General features: G+C 63.1%; 13 protein-coding genes. 3 read left to right on the top strand and 10 right to left on the bottom strand.

Annotated elements, in window-relative coordinates; translation table 11 throughout:
* Positions 1–122 precede the first annotated feature (122 nt).
* The gene (locus N1F89_RS06080; RefSeq protein WP_290082543.1) at positions 123–650 is read left to right on the top strand and encodes a PTS sugar transporter subunit IIA; all 528 of its coding nucleotides are present in this window, start codon (positions 123–125) and stop codon (positions 648–650) included.
* A gap of 65 nt (positions 651–715) precedes the next feature.
* On the opposite strand, the gene N1F89_RS06075 is transcribed toward N1F89_RS06080, so the two are convergent.
* From N1F89_RS06075 to N1F89_RS06065, 3 genes are all read right to left on the bottom strand, one after another.
* Positions 716–1,258, bottom strand: a complete 543-nt coding sequence (locus N1F89_RS06075; RefSeq protein WP_354670309.1) for a DUF488 domain-containing protein — start codon at positions 1,256–1,258, stop codon at positions 716–718.
* Between the two features lie 10 nt (positions 1,259–1,268).
* A complete protein-coding gene (locus tag N1F89_RS06070) occupies positions 1,269–1,463 on the bottom strand; it encodes a DUF2945 domain-containing protein (RefSeq protein ID WP_290082540.1) in 195 nt (64 codons plus the stop codon).
* A 381-nt stretch (positions 1,464–1,844) separates the two neighbouring features.
* A complete protein-coding gene (locus N1F89_RS06065; RefSeq protein WP_290082539.1) occupies positions 1,845–2,042 on the bottom strand; it encodes a hypothetical protein in 198 nt (65 codons plus the stop codon).
* Between the two features lie 192 nt (positions 2,043–2,234).
* On the opposite strand from N1F89_RS06065, the gene N1F89_RS06060 reads away from it, so the two are divergent.
* The gene (locus N1F89_RS06060; RefSeq protein WP_290082538.1) at positions 2,235–4,838 is read left to right on the top strand and encodes an EAL domain-containing protein; all 2,604 of its coding nucleotides are present in this window, start codon (positions 2,235–2,237) and stop codon (positions 4,836–4,838) included.
* 191 nt (positions 4,839–5,029) lie between these two features.
* Here N1F89_RS06060 and N1F89_RS06055 read toward each other — a convergent pair whose 3' ends face one another.
* From N1F89_RS06055 to N1F89_RS06025, 7 genes are read right to left on the bottom strand one after another with little or no spacing between them, the layout of a single operon-like run.
* On the bottom strand, positions 5,030–6,019 hold the full coding sequence (locus tag N1F89_RS06055; RefSeq protein ID WP_290082536.1) for an FAD:protein FMN transferase: 990 nt from the start codon (positions 6,017–6,019) through the stop codon (positions 5,030–5,032).
* 9 nt (positions 6,020–6,028) lie between these two features.
* Positions 6,029–6,559: a nitrous oxide reductase accessory protein NosL gene (locus N1F89_RS06050; RefSeq protein WP_290082534.1), complete on the bottom strand. Its 531-nt coding sequence runs from the start codon at positions 6,557–6,559 to the stop codon at positions 6,029–6,031.
* Between the two features lie 8 nt (positions 6,560–6,567).
* Positions 6,568–7,395 (bottom strand): ABC transporter permease, encoded by an 828-nt coding sequence (locus N1F89_RS06045; protein ID WP_290082533.1) that lies wholly within the window; start codon positions 7,393–7,395, stop codon positions 6,568–6,570.
* Positions 7,392–8,309, bottom strand: a complete 918-nt coding sequence (locus N1F89_RS06040) for an ABC transporter ATP-binding protein (protein WP_290082531.1) — start codon at positions 8,307–8,309, stop codon at positions 7,392–7,394. Before N1F89_RS06040 ends, N1F89_RS06045 begins: the two co-directional genes overlap by 4 nt.
* Entirely contained in the window at positions 8,306–9,691 is a 1,386-nt protein-coding gene (locus N1F89_RS06035; RefSeq protein ID WP_290082529.1) for a nitrous oxide reductase family maturation protein NosD, read from the bottom strand. Before N1F89_RS06035 ends, N1F89_RS06040 begins: the two co-directional genes overlap by 4 nt.
* A 3-nt stretch (positions 9,692–9,694) precedes the next feature.
* Positions 9,695–11,617: a TAT-dependent nitrous-oxide reductase gene (nosZ, locus tag N1F89_RS06030; protein WP_290082528.1), complete on the bottom strand. Its 1,923-nt coding sequence runs from the start codon at positions 11,615–11,617 to the stop codon at positions 9,695–9,697.
* 18 nt (positions 11,618–11,635) lie between these two features.
* Positions 11,636–13,969, bottom strand: coding sequence for a NosR/NirI family protein (locus tag N1F89_RS06025; RefSeq protein ID WP_290082527.1), 2,334 nt, complete (start codon positions 13,967–13,969; stop codon positions 11,636–11,638).
* 169 nt (positions 13,970–14,138) lie between these two features.
* Here N1F89_RS06025 and N1F89_RS06020 point away from each other — a divergent pair, with 169 nt between their 5' ends.
* Complete coding sequence (locus N1F89_RS06020; protein ID WP_290082525.1) at positions 14,139–14,999, top strand: ferritin family protein; 861 nt, start codon at positions 14,139–14,141, stop codon at positions 14,997–14,999.
* The last annotated feature ends 5 nt before the right edge of the window (positions 15,000–15,004 follow it).

The raw sequence follows: 15,004 nt of genomic DNA, 5'->3' as shown, positions 1-15,004 counted from the left end.
CGAGGCCACCAACCGCCATGGCTGACCCGGAAACGTCCCAGGGCGTTTCCGGGCTTCGACATCCGCTCGATCACCAATTCGGACGAACCGCCGCCCTTCGCGCGCGGTCATCGGAGCTTGCCATGAAAGCCGGTCAGGTCGCATTCCAGATTGCTCTTGCGACGGACGCACGTGCGCGGTGCCGCAAGACGGCTCTTTGGAATGTCGCCACGCGCATTTGTCATCTGCGGCCGGGTGCATCGGTCCGCGATGTGGCGTTTTGCCTGCTTCAGCGGGAGAGGCTCGGCAGCACTGGCCTGGGCCGCGGACTCGCGATGCCCCACGCGGTTGTCGAGCGGGCCAGTCCGCCTCTGATCCTGATTTCCCGGTTGGGTCAGGCGGTGGCTTTCGACGCGCCGGACGGCAGCGGGGTCGATCTTCTCGTGACCGTCGTGGGTGAGAGCGAGGAACTCAAGCGGCTGCGTACCGTCGTCTCCCGGTTAGCAATGCGCGCCGGTGATCCGGAGTTTCTGGACGCGCTCCGCCGATCCGAAGGCATTTCCCGGATCGCCGAACTGTTCACATCGCTGGGCATCGCGTCAGCGGTACATCGACCTGCAACAGAAAGCCTGGGTCCGCGCGAGGTGCTCAACCCGAAGGCCCTGAGTTAGCGCCGATTCATCGTCCTGAGGCGTTTGCGGACGGCAAACCGGTTTCCACGTCGCGTGGAAAGGGTCTAGCTGTCGACCGGCGGATAGACCACCTTCCCCTGCGCGGTTTTCCGTGCTCCGGGCGTCAGTTCGGCCCGAACGACTTGGCCAGGACCCATCAGGTGATCCACGGCGCGTTCGTTGAGCAGCAGATGGTCGGTGATGATGCGGCGGTGGCAGCGCCACCACACGGCTTCGGAGCACATCAGCGCCAGGCGCCGGTGCCGCGCCATGCCGAGCAGCGCGTCGAATGCAACCGCGAATTCAGGGCCCAGGGCGTAGTCGGCGTAATTGTGGAAACTCCGGACACGCCACATCGCGTTGACGGTTTCGTCGACGCCGGCCTGCTTCGACCGCCGCCCGCCCAATGCGGGGAAATGGTGGTAGCCGATCTGCACCTCGGCAAGGTGGTCCGGCAGGCTGTCGATGTTGAAAATCGGATTGGTGCGCGATCGTGGGAATGATCGGACGTCGATCAGCAGATCGACCTGCGCATCGCGCAGCATGGCAAGGAACTCCTCCATGCTGCGGTTGGAGTGGCCGATGGTGGTGAACTGCGCAACCAACACCGCCTCCTCGTCAAGCGGCTTCCTTGTGGGCGGCGACGTGCTCTGTCCTGTCGCTCTTGATCGCGCATTGCGGCTCGCCGCGCAAAGCGCGGCGGATGGGGCCGTTGTAGCGGAAATCAGCTTGGTAGACCCCGATAAACTCGCCGCCTTCGCGGCCGGCTTCGCACTTGCAGCTGACGTGATCGCCGGGGCCGAACCTCGTCATCTCATCCTCCGTCGCGTGTTCAATGCTCGTATCGGCCTCACGGTTCCTCCAACTGCCGTTCGTTCGGGAACCGCTCTCCCGCCGACCGGTTCTTACGCTGAGCCCGGGCTGCGCCAGCGCAGCGGCCATGGCGTCCTTGTTGATCGCCTCCGCTGCTACGGATCTCTTGTCGAATGGGGACCAGCCGGACTCCGGCCGTGGGTTGTGCAACAAGCCGTACCCGACGCATGCTGCCGGATCGGAAAACTACCGCGATCACACCATAGGCAGACCCCTAAGCCCGGGCCTAGGGCTGGGTGCCGGAAAGCGGCGGACCACGGGAAGCGAAACGAACCGGTTTGACGGCAAGAGGTCTGGCCGGTTCGCACACCGTAGCTGTCTCTATGGCACACGCCTGGGCGGAAAGGGGACCACGTTGGGGCTGCTGGTCGGCATTGCGACGGGTTTTTCGGCGGTGACGATGGCCTCAAGCAGAAGATCGAGTGCGTGCCGTGCTTTGCCACTGGTGCGATCGTCGCCGCAAAGATCGTCTCTTGCAGCGTGCAGATGCCGCCGCGCTGCGGCGAAATCGGCCTCCATGCTCCGCCTCCAACACAGAAAGCGCCTGCCCGGTCGGTTGGCAAGCTGGCCCCCTGTCGCGCCGACAACAAGAAGAAGCCCCGTCGACAGATGCATCGATCTCCTTCGATTGCCTTAGCCATTTGTTATGACCGAATGGGTATGGCTCGGGCATGTCGAGATGGCGACATGACTGTTTGCAAGAGGTCCGCCTTGGAACTCGAAGCGCCCACACGTGAAGCGATCCAGCAACGCGAGCAGCTCCTTGAAGCGCTGACCGATGCGGTGCCCGGCTTCGTGTGGGTTGTCGAAAAGAACGGGCGCGTTCTCTACGTCAATGCGGAATGGCGGGACTATACCGGAAAGAGCGACGCCGGATCGCTGGGTCACGGATGGCTCGAGGCTCTCCATCCCGATGACAGGCCGGCGATCGATCAGGCGATAGCGAAAGTTGTCGAGAAGGGTCTTCAGCAGCACGAGCTTGCGGCACGGATACGCCGTTCGGATGGCGTGTACCGCTGGCACCTTCTGCGGGCACGGATCATCGATGCCAGCGCCGGACTCTGGATCGGTTGCTCGATCGACATCCATGAACGCGTCGAGCGGGAGAACTGCGAGAAGCGCGAGCACCAGATCCTGGAGATGGTGTCGCGCGGCGCGGCCATAGAAGAGGTTCTCGCCACCCTCTGCCGATACGGAGAGCATAGCGTATCGGGTGCCAGGTGCTCGATCATGCTCGTCGATGCCGACGCCGGGAGGTTCACCGGTGCGATTGCCCCCAGCCTTCCACCGGAGCTCTTCGCGGATGTTGCCGGCCTGAAGATCGGGACCGGCGTCGGTTCATGCGGCACGGCTGCGCACCAGTGCTGCGACGTGATCGTGACCGACACCGACATCAGTCCTCTCTGGCAGGAGTGGCGACACCTGATCGAGCGGCACAGCTTGCGCGCGTGCTGGTCGCGCCCCGTCCTTTCTTCGCAGGGCAAGGTTCTTGCCACCTTCGGTTTCTATTTCGACGAGGTGCGCGCTCCGACCGCCGACGAGCTGGAGAGCCTTGAGGGGATACGCCACATCGCCTCGCTGGCGATCGAGCGCAGCATCACGCTGCAGAACCTCAAGGAGAGCGAGGAGCACCACCGTCAGACCGTCGAACTCAATCCGCAAGTTCCCTGGACCGCCGACGCACGCGGGCGTCTTGAGTCGATTTCCTCGCGATGGGCGTCGTTCACCGGCATCACGCCCGATGAGGCGCTCGGGATGGGCTGGCTGAAGGCCCTGCATCCCGATGATGTCGATCCGGCACTGGATTACTGGCGCGAGCGTCTCGAGACCGGAAAGCCGGCCGACCTCCGATACCGCATCCAACTGGTTGACGGCAGCTACCGGTGGGTGCGCGTTCGTGGTGCGCCGCGGTTTGACGCCAACGGCAACATCATCCGCTGGTACGGCTCGCTCGAAGATGTGCACGACCATTTTCTTGCCGAAGAGCAACTCCGTCGCGCCGCTTTCGAGGACTCGCTCACGGGCGTCGCCAACCGTCGAAGCTTTGAGCGCGCGTTGCGGAACCATCTTGCACCCGCGAAGCGCCAGCCGGTCGGCCTTCTGCTTCTTGATCTCGACGACTTCAAGCAGGTCAATGACCGCTTCGGTCACGCGGCCGGCGATGCGGTTCTGCGGCTCTTCGCCCGACATCTGTCGAAGCACACACAAAGCTCCGAACTTGCCGCCCGGCTGGGCGGCGACGAGTTTGCGGTCATCGTGCCGGAGGCAGGCGATCTTCGCAGGCTCGAGGAACGGGCGCGCAGACTTGCGCGGTCGCTCAGCGCCAGTCTGCGACGAAGCGCCAAGGCCCGCACCTGCGACGTGAGCGTCGGCTGCGCCCTTGCTGCGGCCACGGACACGGCCGAAGACCTGCTCAAGAAGGCAGACATGGCGCTCTACGAATCGAAGGCCGAACAGAGGAACGTCGTGAAAGCCTTCGTGCCGCAAATGCGCCGGGTAGCCGAGCAGAAGGTTGCCCAGCTCGAACTGGGGCGCGAAGCGCTGCGAGAGGGATGGATCGTCCCCTTCTACCAGCCCAAGGTCATGCTCCCGAACGGCCGGATCGTTGGATGCGAAGCGCTGCTCCGCATCGATCATCCGGAGCGCGGTGTCTTGCCCCCGCTGGAAATCTTTCAGGCGCTTGACCACCCCAAATTGGGCTGGGCCATCGGCGAGCGAATGCTTTCGCTGGTCCTGAAAGACATCCAGACCTTTGCCAGTCGGACCGGAACGTCCCCGCAAGTGGCCGTCAACCTGTCTGCGGCCACTCTCATGCAGGGCGACTTCACGCGATGGCTTCTGCGAACCCTGAAGCAAGCCGACGTCCCGGCAGAACTGCTCACGCTCGAGATCACCGAGCGCGTCCTTCTCGACGAGATGGAGGATAGCCTGGGAGAGGCCCTGGCGGAGTTGCGCCGTATGGGCATGGGCATCGCGCTCGATGATTTCGGCACCGGCTATGCGTCCCTCATGCATCTGCAGAAATATCCGATCTCCGAGATCAAGATCGACCACTCCTTCATGGACAATCTGGCGCAGAACGGCAGCAACACGGCCATTGTTCAGTCGATGATAACGCTCGGGCGCAATCTGGGCCTGAACGTGGTGGCGGAAGGCGTCCAGTCCTCCGAGCAGGGCCTGCTGCTTCGAACGTGGGGATGCCAGATGGGCCAGGGTTTCCACTACGGCAGGCCGATGTCGCTCGAGGATGCGATCGAAAGCTGGCAAAGGCAGATCGACGACCCAGGCGAGCGCCGGCACCACGGCTCCGGTTAAGTGACACCTCGGGCAGATCTCGGCATGGCGCATGCGCGTGATCGCTGGCTGATCGGACTTCGGCGGCCCCTGGCTGCGCCGCTTGGATGAAATCCCGCCTTGACCGTGCCTGAACCCGTTTCGGCGCGGTTGATCGGCTGCATCTGTGCTGTCGCCGATGACCAACCGAACGCAGCAATTGGTCCACAGGGTCAGGGCAAGTCGCGCGATCCGGACTCGTTCGTCAGATGCACCTGCAGCCGCGGGATTGTTGGCGCGATGCTCGCGACAGCGTCGTACGTCATCAAGCTGAAGCCCGTCGAGAAGGCGTCGGCCAGGACTGCCTCCGGGGCGAGCACGGTCACGCTCTGGTGGTTGTTGGCGCTGGCCCCGCTGCGCGGATTCAGGAGGTGATTGAAGGAACCGGCAGGGTCGAAGGCGAACCCGTCGGGACTGGACGTTGCCACGGCGTTGTTCACGAGTTCGAGGAAAGCCGGCTGTCGCGCGCGATCGTCGGTGGCCTCGATACCGACGCGCCACGCGCCACGAGCCGGATGCTGCCCAAGTGCACGGATCTCACCGATATCGACCAGGCTGTTCTCGATCCCACCGCGCCGCAGGATATCGACGGCACGGTCTGTTATGTAGCCTTGTGCGATACCATTGAGCGTCAGCGCAGCGCCACGACGCTTGAGTGCAACCCGGTTGCGGTCGAAGATCACCTTGTCGAAGCCGACGAGCGCCAGTGCGTCGGCAATCTGGCCCGGATTCGGTCCGGCCGGGTCCGCGTCGGGTCGTGCGAAATGCTCGCTCAGCAATCTCCAAAGCGGCTGTACCGTGGGATCGAACGCGCCATTGGTCAGTTCCCAGACCTCGCGACATGTCTGCAGCAGAGCGACCAAGTCGGATGGCGGTGCGGCAAGCGCACCAAACCGGTTCAATCTCGAAAGCGCGGAATCCGGAAGGTAGAGGCTGAACACCCGTTCCAGCCGCTCCACTTCGGTGACCACCTGCCGCACCAGTCGCGCCGCGGCATTGCGATCATGGTGGTGGATCACCAGGGACGCTTGCGCGCCGAGCGCCTGTCCGCGCCAGGTCACCGCAGTGGATGACTGGGCAGACGACGCATGGAGAAGCGGAAGACCGCAACCCGCGGCAGCTGCGCCAATGGCGATGAAACGACGGCGGTTGATTTTCTGCATGGCCGCTCTCTAGTCCGTCGATCCAACAGTGTCCGTTGCGGCTGGTTCCGATCCGGCGGAGCCGAGGACGTACGCGGTCGGGATTTCGTCGAAGACGACCACCTGGCCGCCGTTTTCATTCGAGAATGCTTCGGCAGTCGCCCGTGTCGAAAACGGGACGGTCTCGAGCGCTCCCATGCCGCCCTTCACCGCGCTGCCGATCACGTAGAATGCGGCGCGGGCTTCGATCCAGTTCTCCGGGCCGGGCTGCTGCCAGCTTGGCGCCTTTGCCATGTCGGACACATATATGGCGGCAACGTTCTTTGGTTCCTCCGCGAGCATGGTGAAGGCCACGGCATCACGCGCAGACGAGAACCAGATCGGCTCTGGGATGGCGCCGAGGATGATCTGGCCTTTCGGTCCCGGGTGATCAATCACGTTCATTCCGCAGTAGCGGCCGACGGCTTCTTCCGTCAACGCGAAGGGACCCGGCGCTTCCTGAGGGCCGTCGTCACCGCACGCGACCAGGCCCAAGGCTGCTGCAATGGCGATGACGGTCATCCGGTGCCTCACAGCTCCCTCCTTGCAAAGACGACGGCAGCGCCGGTCAGCGGCACGGCTGTCCACGCGATCAGAGCGGCGATCAGCGCACCGGCAGGAAGTGCAGCCTGCTGCACCGCGCTGCCCATCCCCGACAGCGCGCTCACATCGCCGGAGGTCAGGTTGAGCAGGCGGTATACGTCCGTCGGGTTCGCTAGCAGCAGCGCGTTCAGGGCGCCGCCTCCGACGATCCGCCCCTGATCGACGACAAGCAGGCCAAGCAAGGCCATGTCGTAGAGCAGGACGAAAAGCAGCCAGATGCCGACGGCGATGCCGCCGGCAGTCCCGCGCTCCTGGACGAGCGCACTGACGAGATAGCCCAGAGCTATGAACACAGAACCGAGCAGGACCGACGAAAGGACCATAGACGCGAAAGCGATCCAACTCGCGTCATCGATGCCGGCGGTCGTGGCAAAAAGCGCCGCTGCGGCAGCGCCGTAGCCGAGCAGCGTCGCAAAGGCAAGAATGGCGACGTGGCCGATGAACTTGCCGCCGATCACCTGCCAACGTCCGATCGGATAGCTCAGGAGAAGCAGCATCGTGCCGCGCTCCATCTCGCCGACGATCGCGTCATGCGAAATCAGCAACGCGATCAGAGGGACGAGGAAGATCGTCAGGCTGGAGAGGCTGACGGTGACAACTTCCAGGGACGGCACATCGACGTTGCCGGTGGGAGCGCTGCCAAGGAATGTGAGCGTCAGCGCAAGCGCTGCCAGCAACAGCGTCGTGGCAAGCACCCAGCGATTGCGCAGTCCTTCCTGGATCTCCTTGCGGGCGACGATCATCAGGTTTCTCATTCTGAGATCTCCCGCGAAGCGCTGAGGAAATGGGCATAGAGCTCGTCGAGTGACGGCGGAATGACGTCCAGATCGGCCACAGGCGCATCGGGTGACGCTGCGCTTCGCAGCAACGCGATCTTCTCTTCCGGACCTGCTTCAACCTCCATCAAACGGCCGTTGATGCGTCGCCAGCCTCCCGCGCGTGCCCACGTGTCGACCAGGTCGGGCGCTTCTATGACCTTCACACGGATTCGCGTGGGCAGTCGTGCTATCCGGCGAAGGTCCTCGATTGTGCCGTCGGCAATTTTCACGCCATTGTCGACAATGACGACGCGGTCGGCCCGGCCTTCCAGCTCGGTGAGCGCGTGAGAAGACAGAAGCACCGTGGCGCCATCCGTCCTCAGTTCGTCGACGATGTCGTAGAAACTGCGGCGTAGCGCCGGGTCGAGGCCTGTGGTCGGCTCGTCCAGAAGCAACACCCGCGGTCGGCCGAGAAGCGCCTGTGCGAGACCGAGCCGTTGCCGCATTCCTTTGGAATACGTGCCGACGCGCCTGTTCGCTGCCGTGTCGAGCCCGACGCGCTCCAAAAGGACGTCGGTCGTCGTCAACGGAACCCGTTTCAGCCGGGCATAGAACGCCAGGATTTCACGCCCCGTCAGGGCCATGTTGAAGGCGACGTTCTCGGGGAGGTATCCGAGGCTCCGTCGCGCTTCGAACTGTCCGGCCGACGGGTCCTCTCCAAGAACACGGATGGTGCCGGAAGTCGGCCGGATCAGCCCCAGCATAAGCTTGATCAGGGTCGTCTTGCCAGCACCGTTGTGCCCGACGAGCGCGACCGTTTCGCCTGCGCCGAAATTGCACGTGATGTCCGTTACGGCGCGCAGTTCGCCGTAGGACTTGGAAACGCCGGTCACCTGGACTGTATCGTTCATCGGTGCTCGATCTCCCGATCAAGGGGTGGCGCCATCAGCGGGCGGCTGTCGACCACGCCGCCAGGCAGCAATGCCGGGAACCGCGCCTGCGCCCAGCGGATCACTTGGACGGCTGGGCTGTTGACGAGAATCTTCGCCTGCGGCGCAGTCCACAGCACCTTGTCGACGAGGCCGTTGGGCCGGTACGGCTTGTCTGCGATTCCGTCGCCGTCGAGGTCGAAGGCCGGATTGTCGCTCCAGTAGTTGCCCCGGCCATCGTGTGACCAGTCGAGATACCGGGTCCCGACATACTTGACCTGGTTGCGGTTGCGAATGAACGCATTGCCCGACATCGCGTTGCTTTCGGAGCCCGCTGTAAAGTGGATGCCGATCGCACAACCCTCGAACCAGTTCTCGGTAAAGCGGTTGCCGTTCGCATTGTAGATAAAGACGCATTTCTCCGGGCCGAGGCGCGTGCCTTGCGACGGGCTCTCCGAAGCGGCGTCGCGCTCGGTCGGCAGGCCGTGGGTTCCGCCAACCCGCGCCGCAGCCGTCCACCGTTCGATCGGCAAAAGGCGTCCGCGGACGACGTTGCCGGTGATCACCGAACCGTTTGCGTAGTTCAAAAGCAGGCCGTGATCCCGGTCCCCCTCCGAGATGTTCTCCGTCACGTGCAACCCTTGGGAGAACATGATGGCGTAGCCGATGTTGTTGTCGATCGACAGGTTGCCGCTCACCTCGCTGTCGTTCGTGTACATGTAGTGAATGCCGAAACGGACGTTCCGGAGCGTGTTGTTTCTGAAGACGTTGCGTTCGCTCGTCTTGGTAAAGATGCCATCCCTGCCATAGCTGACGGAATTTTCGACAACCCGAGCACCCGGAGCATTCCACACGGAGATGCCGTCGCCTGCCTCGCTTGTGCGGCCTTCGCGCCGACCGACGATCCTGTTGCCCTTGATCAGCGAGTTCGCCGCCCCGTGAACGTAAATCCCGACGAGGTTGCCGATCAGGATATTGTTTTCCACGCGTGCACCTGTCGCCGTCTGAGCGATGAAGATGCCCGAGTCCATGTCGTACAGGTTCAGGCCCGATCCCCTGATCTCGAGGCCGCGGACCGAGGCCATCGGCGCAGAGACGGTGATGACGCTGCCTTTTCCGCCCCCCCTGAGGATCGCTCCTGGTGCGCCTTCAAGCGTCACGCGCGTCTCGATCTCCACCGGTCCCGTGTGCACACCCGTCGCAAGGCGGATGATATCTCCCGGCGATGCCCCGTCGATCACCGCCTGCAGACTGCCCGCGCCCGCGGGATGTTCGATCACCTTTGCCCATGCGGGCGCAGTCATGATGGCGGCGGCGAACGCCGCCACCATCAGGAGCCCGATCGACCTCATGCTGCGCAGCATGCGTCAGACGCCTTGCGGTTCAACGAACATGCGCCCCTTCATCTCCATGTGCAGGGCATGACAGAACCACGAGCAGTAGTACCAATAGACGCCCGGCTTGCTTGCCGTGAACGTGACAGACGCGGTTGCCTGCGGCGCCACTTCCATGTTGATGCCGTAGTTGACGATCGAGAAGCCGTGCGTCAGATCTTCGATATCGTCGATGTTCGTCACGTAAACGGTGACCTCGTCGCCTTGCCGGACGGTGAACGTCTCAAGACTGAAGGCCGGTGCCACCGACGTCATGTAGACGCGAACCTTGTTGCCGTCGCGAACGACATCCGCGGCGGTGGCCAGATCCACACCGTCGGCGTTCGCCTGCTGCACGGCGTCGGCGAAGAACGGATCGTCGCGGTTCCAGACATGGAGCGGATTGATCTTCGACCGGTGGACGATGGTCGCGTCATGCGGTTCGGCAAAGGTCGGATTGTCGTGCACGAGCACCATCTCATCTCCGGAGATGTCGATCAGCTGATCGTTCTCCGGCTTGAGGGGGCCGACGTTGAGATAACGATCCTTTGAGAACTTGTTCAGCGAAATCAGCCATTTGCCATCAGCCTCACGGGTCTGGCCCATCGAGGTATGATTGTGACCGGGCTGGTAGTGCACATCGAGTTTCTGTCGGATCGGATCGACCTGCTCACCGGCGAAGGCGCGCTTGGCGTCCTCGATGTTCCACTTGCAGATCTGGCTGTCGATGAACAGGGTCGTATAGGCGTTCCCGCGGCCGTCATAGGCCGTGTGGAGGGGGCCGAGACCGAGCTCCGGTTCGGCGACGACCGTGTCGCGTGGCTCGATCTTGTCGTCGAACAGATCATCGAACCTGCGCACGTCGAAGACGGTGACGGTGGGCGACAACTTGCCGTTGGCGACAACGTGGATGCCGTCCGGCGCGGTGTTGATGCCGTGCGGGCTGTTGGGAACGGGGACGTAGCGCGTGTAGGGCGATCCCTTGCGGCCGTCGATCACCGGGACACCGTTGATCTCCTGGTAGTCGCCGGCGGCGACGGCGTCCTCGATCCGCTTCAGGTTGAAGATGACGATCCAGTCCTGCTCGTTTGCCATCATTTCGGGGAGGTTGAAACCTTCCTCCGAGTTGTAGCAGGTCGCAAACGCGTACTTGCCCTGATAATCGGCATCGACGTTGTCGAGATTGCCGTCCACCATCACCTGCCACGCGATCTTCATGGTCTCACCGTCGACTGCGGTGAAGATCGCGCGATAGCTGTCAGGGTCACCCATCGTGGTGCCGTCGTTGGGGACCGGGACGCGGTCTTCGCCATTGCAGAAGACGTAGCCGGTCTTTGGGTACTTCTGCACGCGCAGTCCGTGCACCGTATGCTGGTTTGGCAGCTCGATGATCTTGTCGCATTTCATCACATCGAGCCGTATGCGACAGACACGGGTGTTCGCCTTGTCGTTCGCATAAAGATAGCGGCCGTCGTAGGTGCCGTCGGTCTGGGAAGGATGAGGATGATGCAGATCTCCGTTGAAGAATATGCCTCCCCGATCCTTCAGGAACTCCCGTGTTTCGGGCAGCAGGCCCTCCGTCATGACCTTGATGCTCTCGTTGGTCTGACCCCAGCCGGTCGCGCTGTCGCGGTTAAAAACCGGGATGCGCATCATCTCGCGCATGGAGGGGGCGCCGACGACGCGGATCTCGCCAGTCTGGCCGCTCGAGAAGAAGACGTAGTACTCGTCGAGCTCTCCCGGCCTCACTTCATAGCCTTGGGTGCCGGAGCCGGACTGCGCGGCCGCCGGCGTGACGCTCCCGGCCCCGACCATCAGTGCGCTGCCGGCTCCCGTCGCGCCCGCGGCCGCCACAGCGGCAGTGCTGCCCAGCAATTGGCGTCTGCTGACACCGGATTTTTTCTCGTTCGAAGGCATGGCTCTTCTCCTTTCGCTCTAGGTGATGGACTGCTCCTTGGCCCTCGGGTCGCCGACCGAAGCACCGTTGTGTGAGACCACTGGCTTGGCCGGCCCTTTGCCTCTGGAGGACGGCGAGGACAGGGCCTCGAACTTCTCCCGCTTGAGCCGCACCTGGATCATGTGCGGACAGCGATGATCGTCGTGGTAGAGTTCTTGGCAATGCATGCAGTAGATGCATTCGTTGACGTTGATTTGCCCCTCCGGATGAATTGCCTGAACGGGACAATCCTTCGCGCAGCGCTGGCAGGGCGATCCGCATTCGGGCCAGCGCTTCAGCCACTCGAACATCCGGATGCGGCCTGGAATGGCGAGGGCGGCGCCGAGGGGGCAAAGATAGCGGCAGTAGAAACGCTCGATAAAAAGCCCGATGACGAGAAGCCCGACAGCGAAGGTTACGAACGGCCAGTCGCGCATGAAATTCAGGATTATTGCAGTCTTGAACGGTTCTATCTCTGCGGCGATTTCTGCCATCGAAATTGAATAGAATGACAGGCCGAAAAGGCCGAGAAAGATGATATATTTGACAGGCCAAAGCCGCTCGTGGAGCCCGAAGGGGACCTTGACCTGCGGCACCTTCAGCCATTGTGCGATGTTGTTGGTAAGCTCCTGAAGGGCGCCAAACGGACAGAGCCAACCGCAAAACGGTCCCCGTCCCCAGAACAAGAGGCCTGCCGCTACCGCCGCCCAGAGTATGAAGATCAGCGGGGCCGACAGGAAGAACTCCCAACGAAAATCCGTGATCAGCGCATTGGTGAAGGTCAGAACGTTCACGACGGACAGCTGAGCGTTGGCGTACCAGCCGAGCCAGAACAGCGTGAAAACGAGATAGCTGCGGCGTACCCAGACGTAGAGCGACGGGCGCCGAACCAGCCAGTCCTGGAAGAAGAAGATGGCTGTCAGGATCAACAGAGCGGCAACCGTGATACCGATGAAGCCGGTGTTCATCTTCCATATGCGCTGCCAGAGTGGCTCCTCGTCCGTCGGACGAGCAGCTCCGTTGCCCAGGGAGGTTTCGAGGGGGGCGCTGTCTGTCTGGCCGGGCTGATCGGAGGCGGATGAAGGCGGCGCGAGCACTTCGGATCGCGTGTCAGACACGTAACGGTCTGGCAACGCATAGCCCAGGTCGTAGGTGAGCGTGGCCTTGTCGCGCGCACCGACGCTGCGTTGCACCAGAAGCTTCAATTCCCACGGTTCGGTGACTTCGAAGTCGAAATCCTCGGGAACGACGAAGAGCGCGATCTCGCGCAGCCGGGGTGCGCCGTCGGCGGCCAGATCGCCGAGACGGGTATGATTGCGGTCGCGGAAGCGGACCCCCTGGTCGTTCTGGAGAAGCTCGATGCGATCGAATATGCCGCCCCGGACGTAGCCAGAGCCTTTGAACGAATATGCGCCGTCACCGGCCACTACGACGGCATGCTGGCCCGGCTGCAACCTTTCTTGCAGTCGCTCATACTGAACATCGCCAAGCAGACTGCGACCGATGCTCGGTACGCTTGCCGGAGCGATGTAGAGCTCGATGAACGGCGCCTGGGGATTGCTCGTTTCCGGCCGCATCGCGGCCTCGTTCTCGCCGGCTCGCCGGAATGCCTCGCTGACCTCGGCTACAGTCAGTCGCAAGCTCCGGACCGAGCCGTCTCCGAGCAGAGACTGCCAGTCGCGCACGGCGGTCTGCGAGAGATCGAGCTCCCTCTTGCCCGCCGGCGCGATTTCGGATGTCGGACCAGCCTGGCTGCCAAGCCGATTGCTGCGGATGAGCCGGACGGCGGACCTGACGATGCTGTCGCCCATAACGAGCACGGTCACGGTCGCACCGCTGACGATGTCCACCTGCGGCGGGCTGGCACCGCCGGCGGCGACGCGGCCGAGGTCCTCGCCGATCATCGAATTCAGGGCTTCGATGACCTCTGTTTCTGGAATGCCAATCAGGACGATCGGCTCGTGATGCTCGACCAGCTTGAAGCCGCGAAGCACGCCCGACGGATCAATCCCGACCAGGACGTGGATCGGTTTGCCGGAATAGCCGATCGCGCTTGTGAAATCGGAATTCAGGTAGACGTGACCCACCAGAACGTCGTCCCGATAGACTGGCGCAATGGGCGGATCGCCGCTCGGTGCGCCGAACTGGTCGGCATCCTCGAACAGTTCGCCTGGCTCAGCCTCCGTCAGATACTGCTGGAGACGGTCGGCGGCAGCAGCGTCGCACGACGTTGCGATGGCAACGACAAACGCGAAAGCCACGACATGGAGCACAAGTCGTGCCACGCGGAGCACCACGAAGTGGCATGGCTTGAGAAGACGGTTCGAGGGCATTCGGTTGGCGGGCTCCTCGTTGGGCGCCTGGGTCACCGCGCGGGGGCAGCGTGCGGTCGGGGGCCGGTTGCCCTTTCATTCGGCATTCTCGCTGTGGTGTCTTTGCGCTGGAACAAACCCATCTGATCGCCGATGTGGCAGTTTTGTCGCGCCTGAAGGGAGGTTCCCCGTGTCGCTGCTCAGCTCAGAGCCGTTCGGTGCCGTCGAGACGATGGAAGAGCTGTTCGCCATTGCCAGCCGCATGGAGCAGGAAGCGATCGCGAACTACACGGAGTTGGCCGACCGGATGCGTCGCGAACGGCAGCCCGACCTCGTTGCCGTTTTCGAGCGGCTGGCCGAGGAGGAGGCACAGCACCTCAACACCGTCGTCGAGTGGTCGGAACGGACGAGCGGCGCAAAGCCGGACCTGAGCAAACTCAGATGGCAGCCGGCGGGAACGTTTGACGACGAGGGGGCAAGCAGCGTCGCGGCCGAACTGCTGAGTGCTTATCGGATGTTTTCCATGGCCGTGCGGAACGAGGAGCGGGCGTTCCTTTTCTGGACCTATGTCGCGGCACAGGCTGACGACGGCAAGCTGCGTCTGGCTGCCGAGCAGATGGCGCGCGAGGAGCTCGGACATCTGACCACACTGCGCCGTGAGCGGCGACGGGCGTTCCATGCAGAAAAAGATCGAAACCGGTGTATGACCGCGACTGGTCTGCCGGAACTGGAGCAGAGACTTGCGGAGCACCTGCTGGCCTTGGCGGCGTCCCGTCAGGCTGAGGAAGCTCCGGATTTCGCCGCTGCTGCGGAACAAGCGCGCGGTCGGGTCGCTGCGAACACGCGAAAACCGTTCGGTCAATCGCCGCTGCTGAAGGCGGGCGTGGCTCCGGACGTCACCGGACGGGCTGCGGCGTTATGCGAACTGTTGCTCGACTGCTATCTTGACTTCGCAGCGCGCGCGCCGAGCGAGGAAGAGCAGGAGCGTGCGCAGCGCTTCGCTGGGCAACTGATTGCGTGCCGGTCGGCGATCCGTGCCGCATCAACCTAGGACGC

The organism is Aquibium sp. A9E412, from assembly GCF_030398335.1.
Lineage (GTDB): Bacteria > Pseudomonadota > Alphaproteobacteria > Rhizobiales > Rhizobiaceae > A9E412.
The sequence above is the reverse complement of the archived record's forward strand: the minus strand, read 5'-3'. Positions and strand labels throughout refer to the sequence as shown.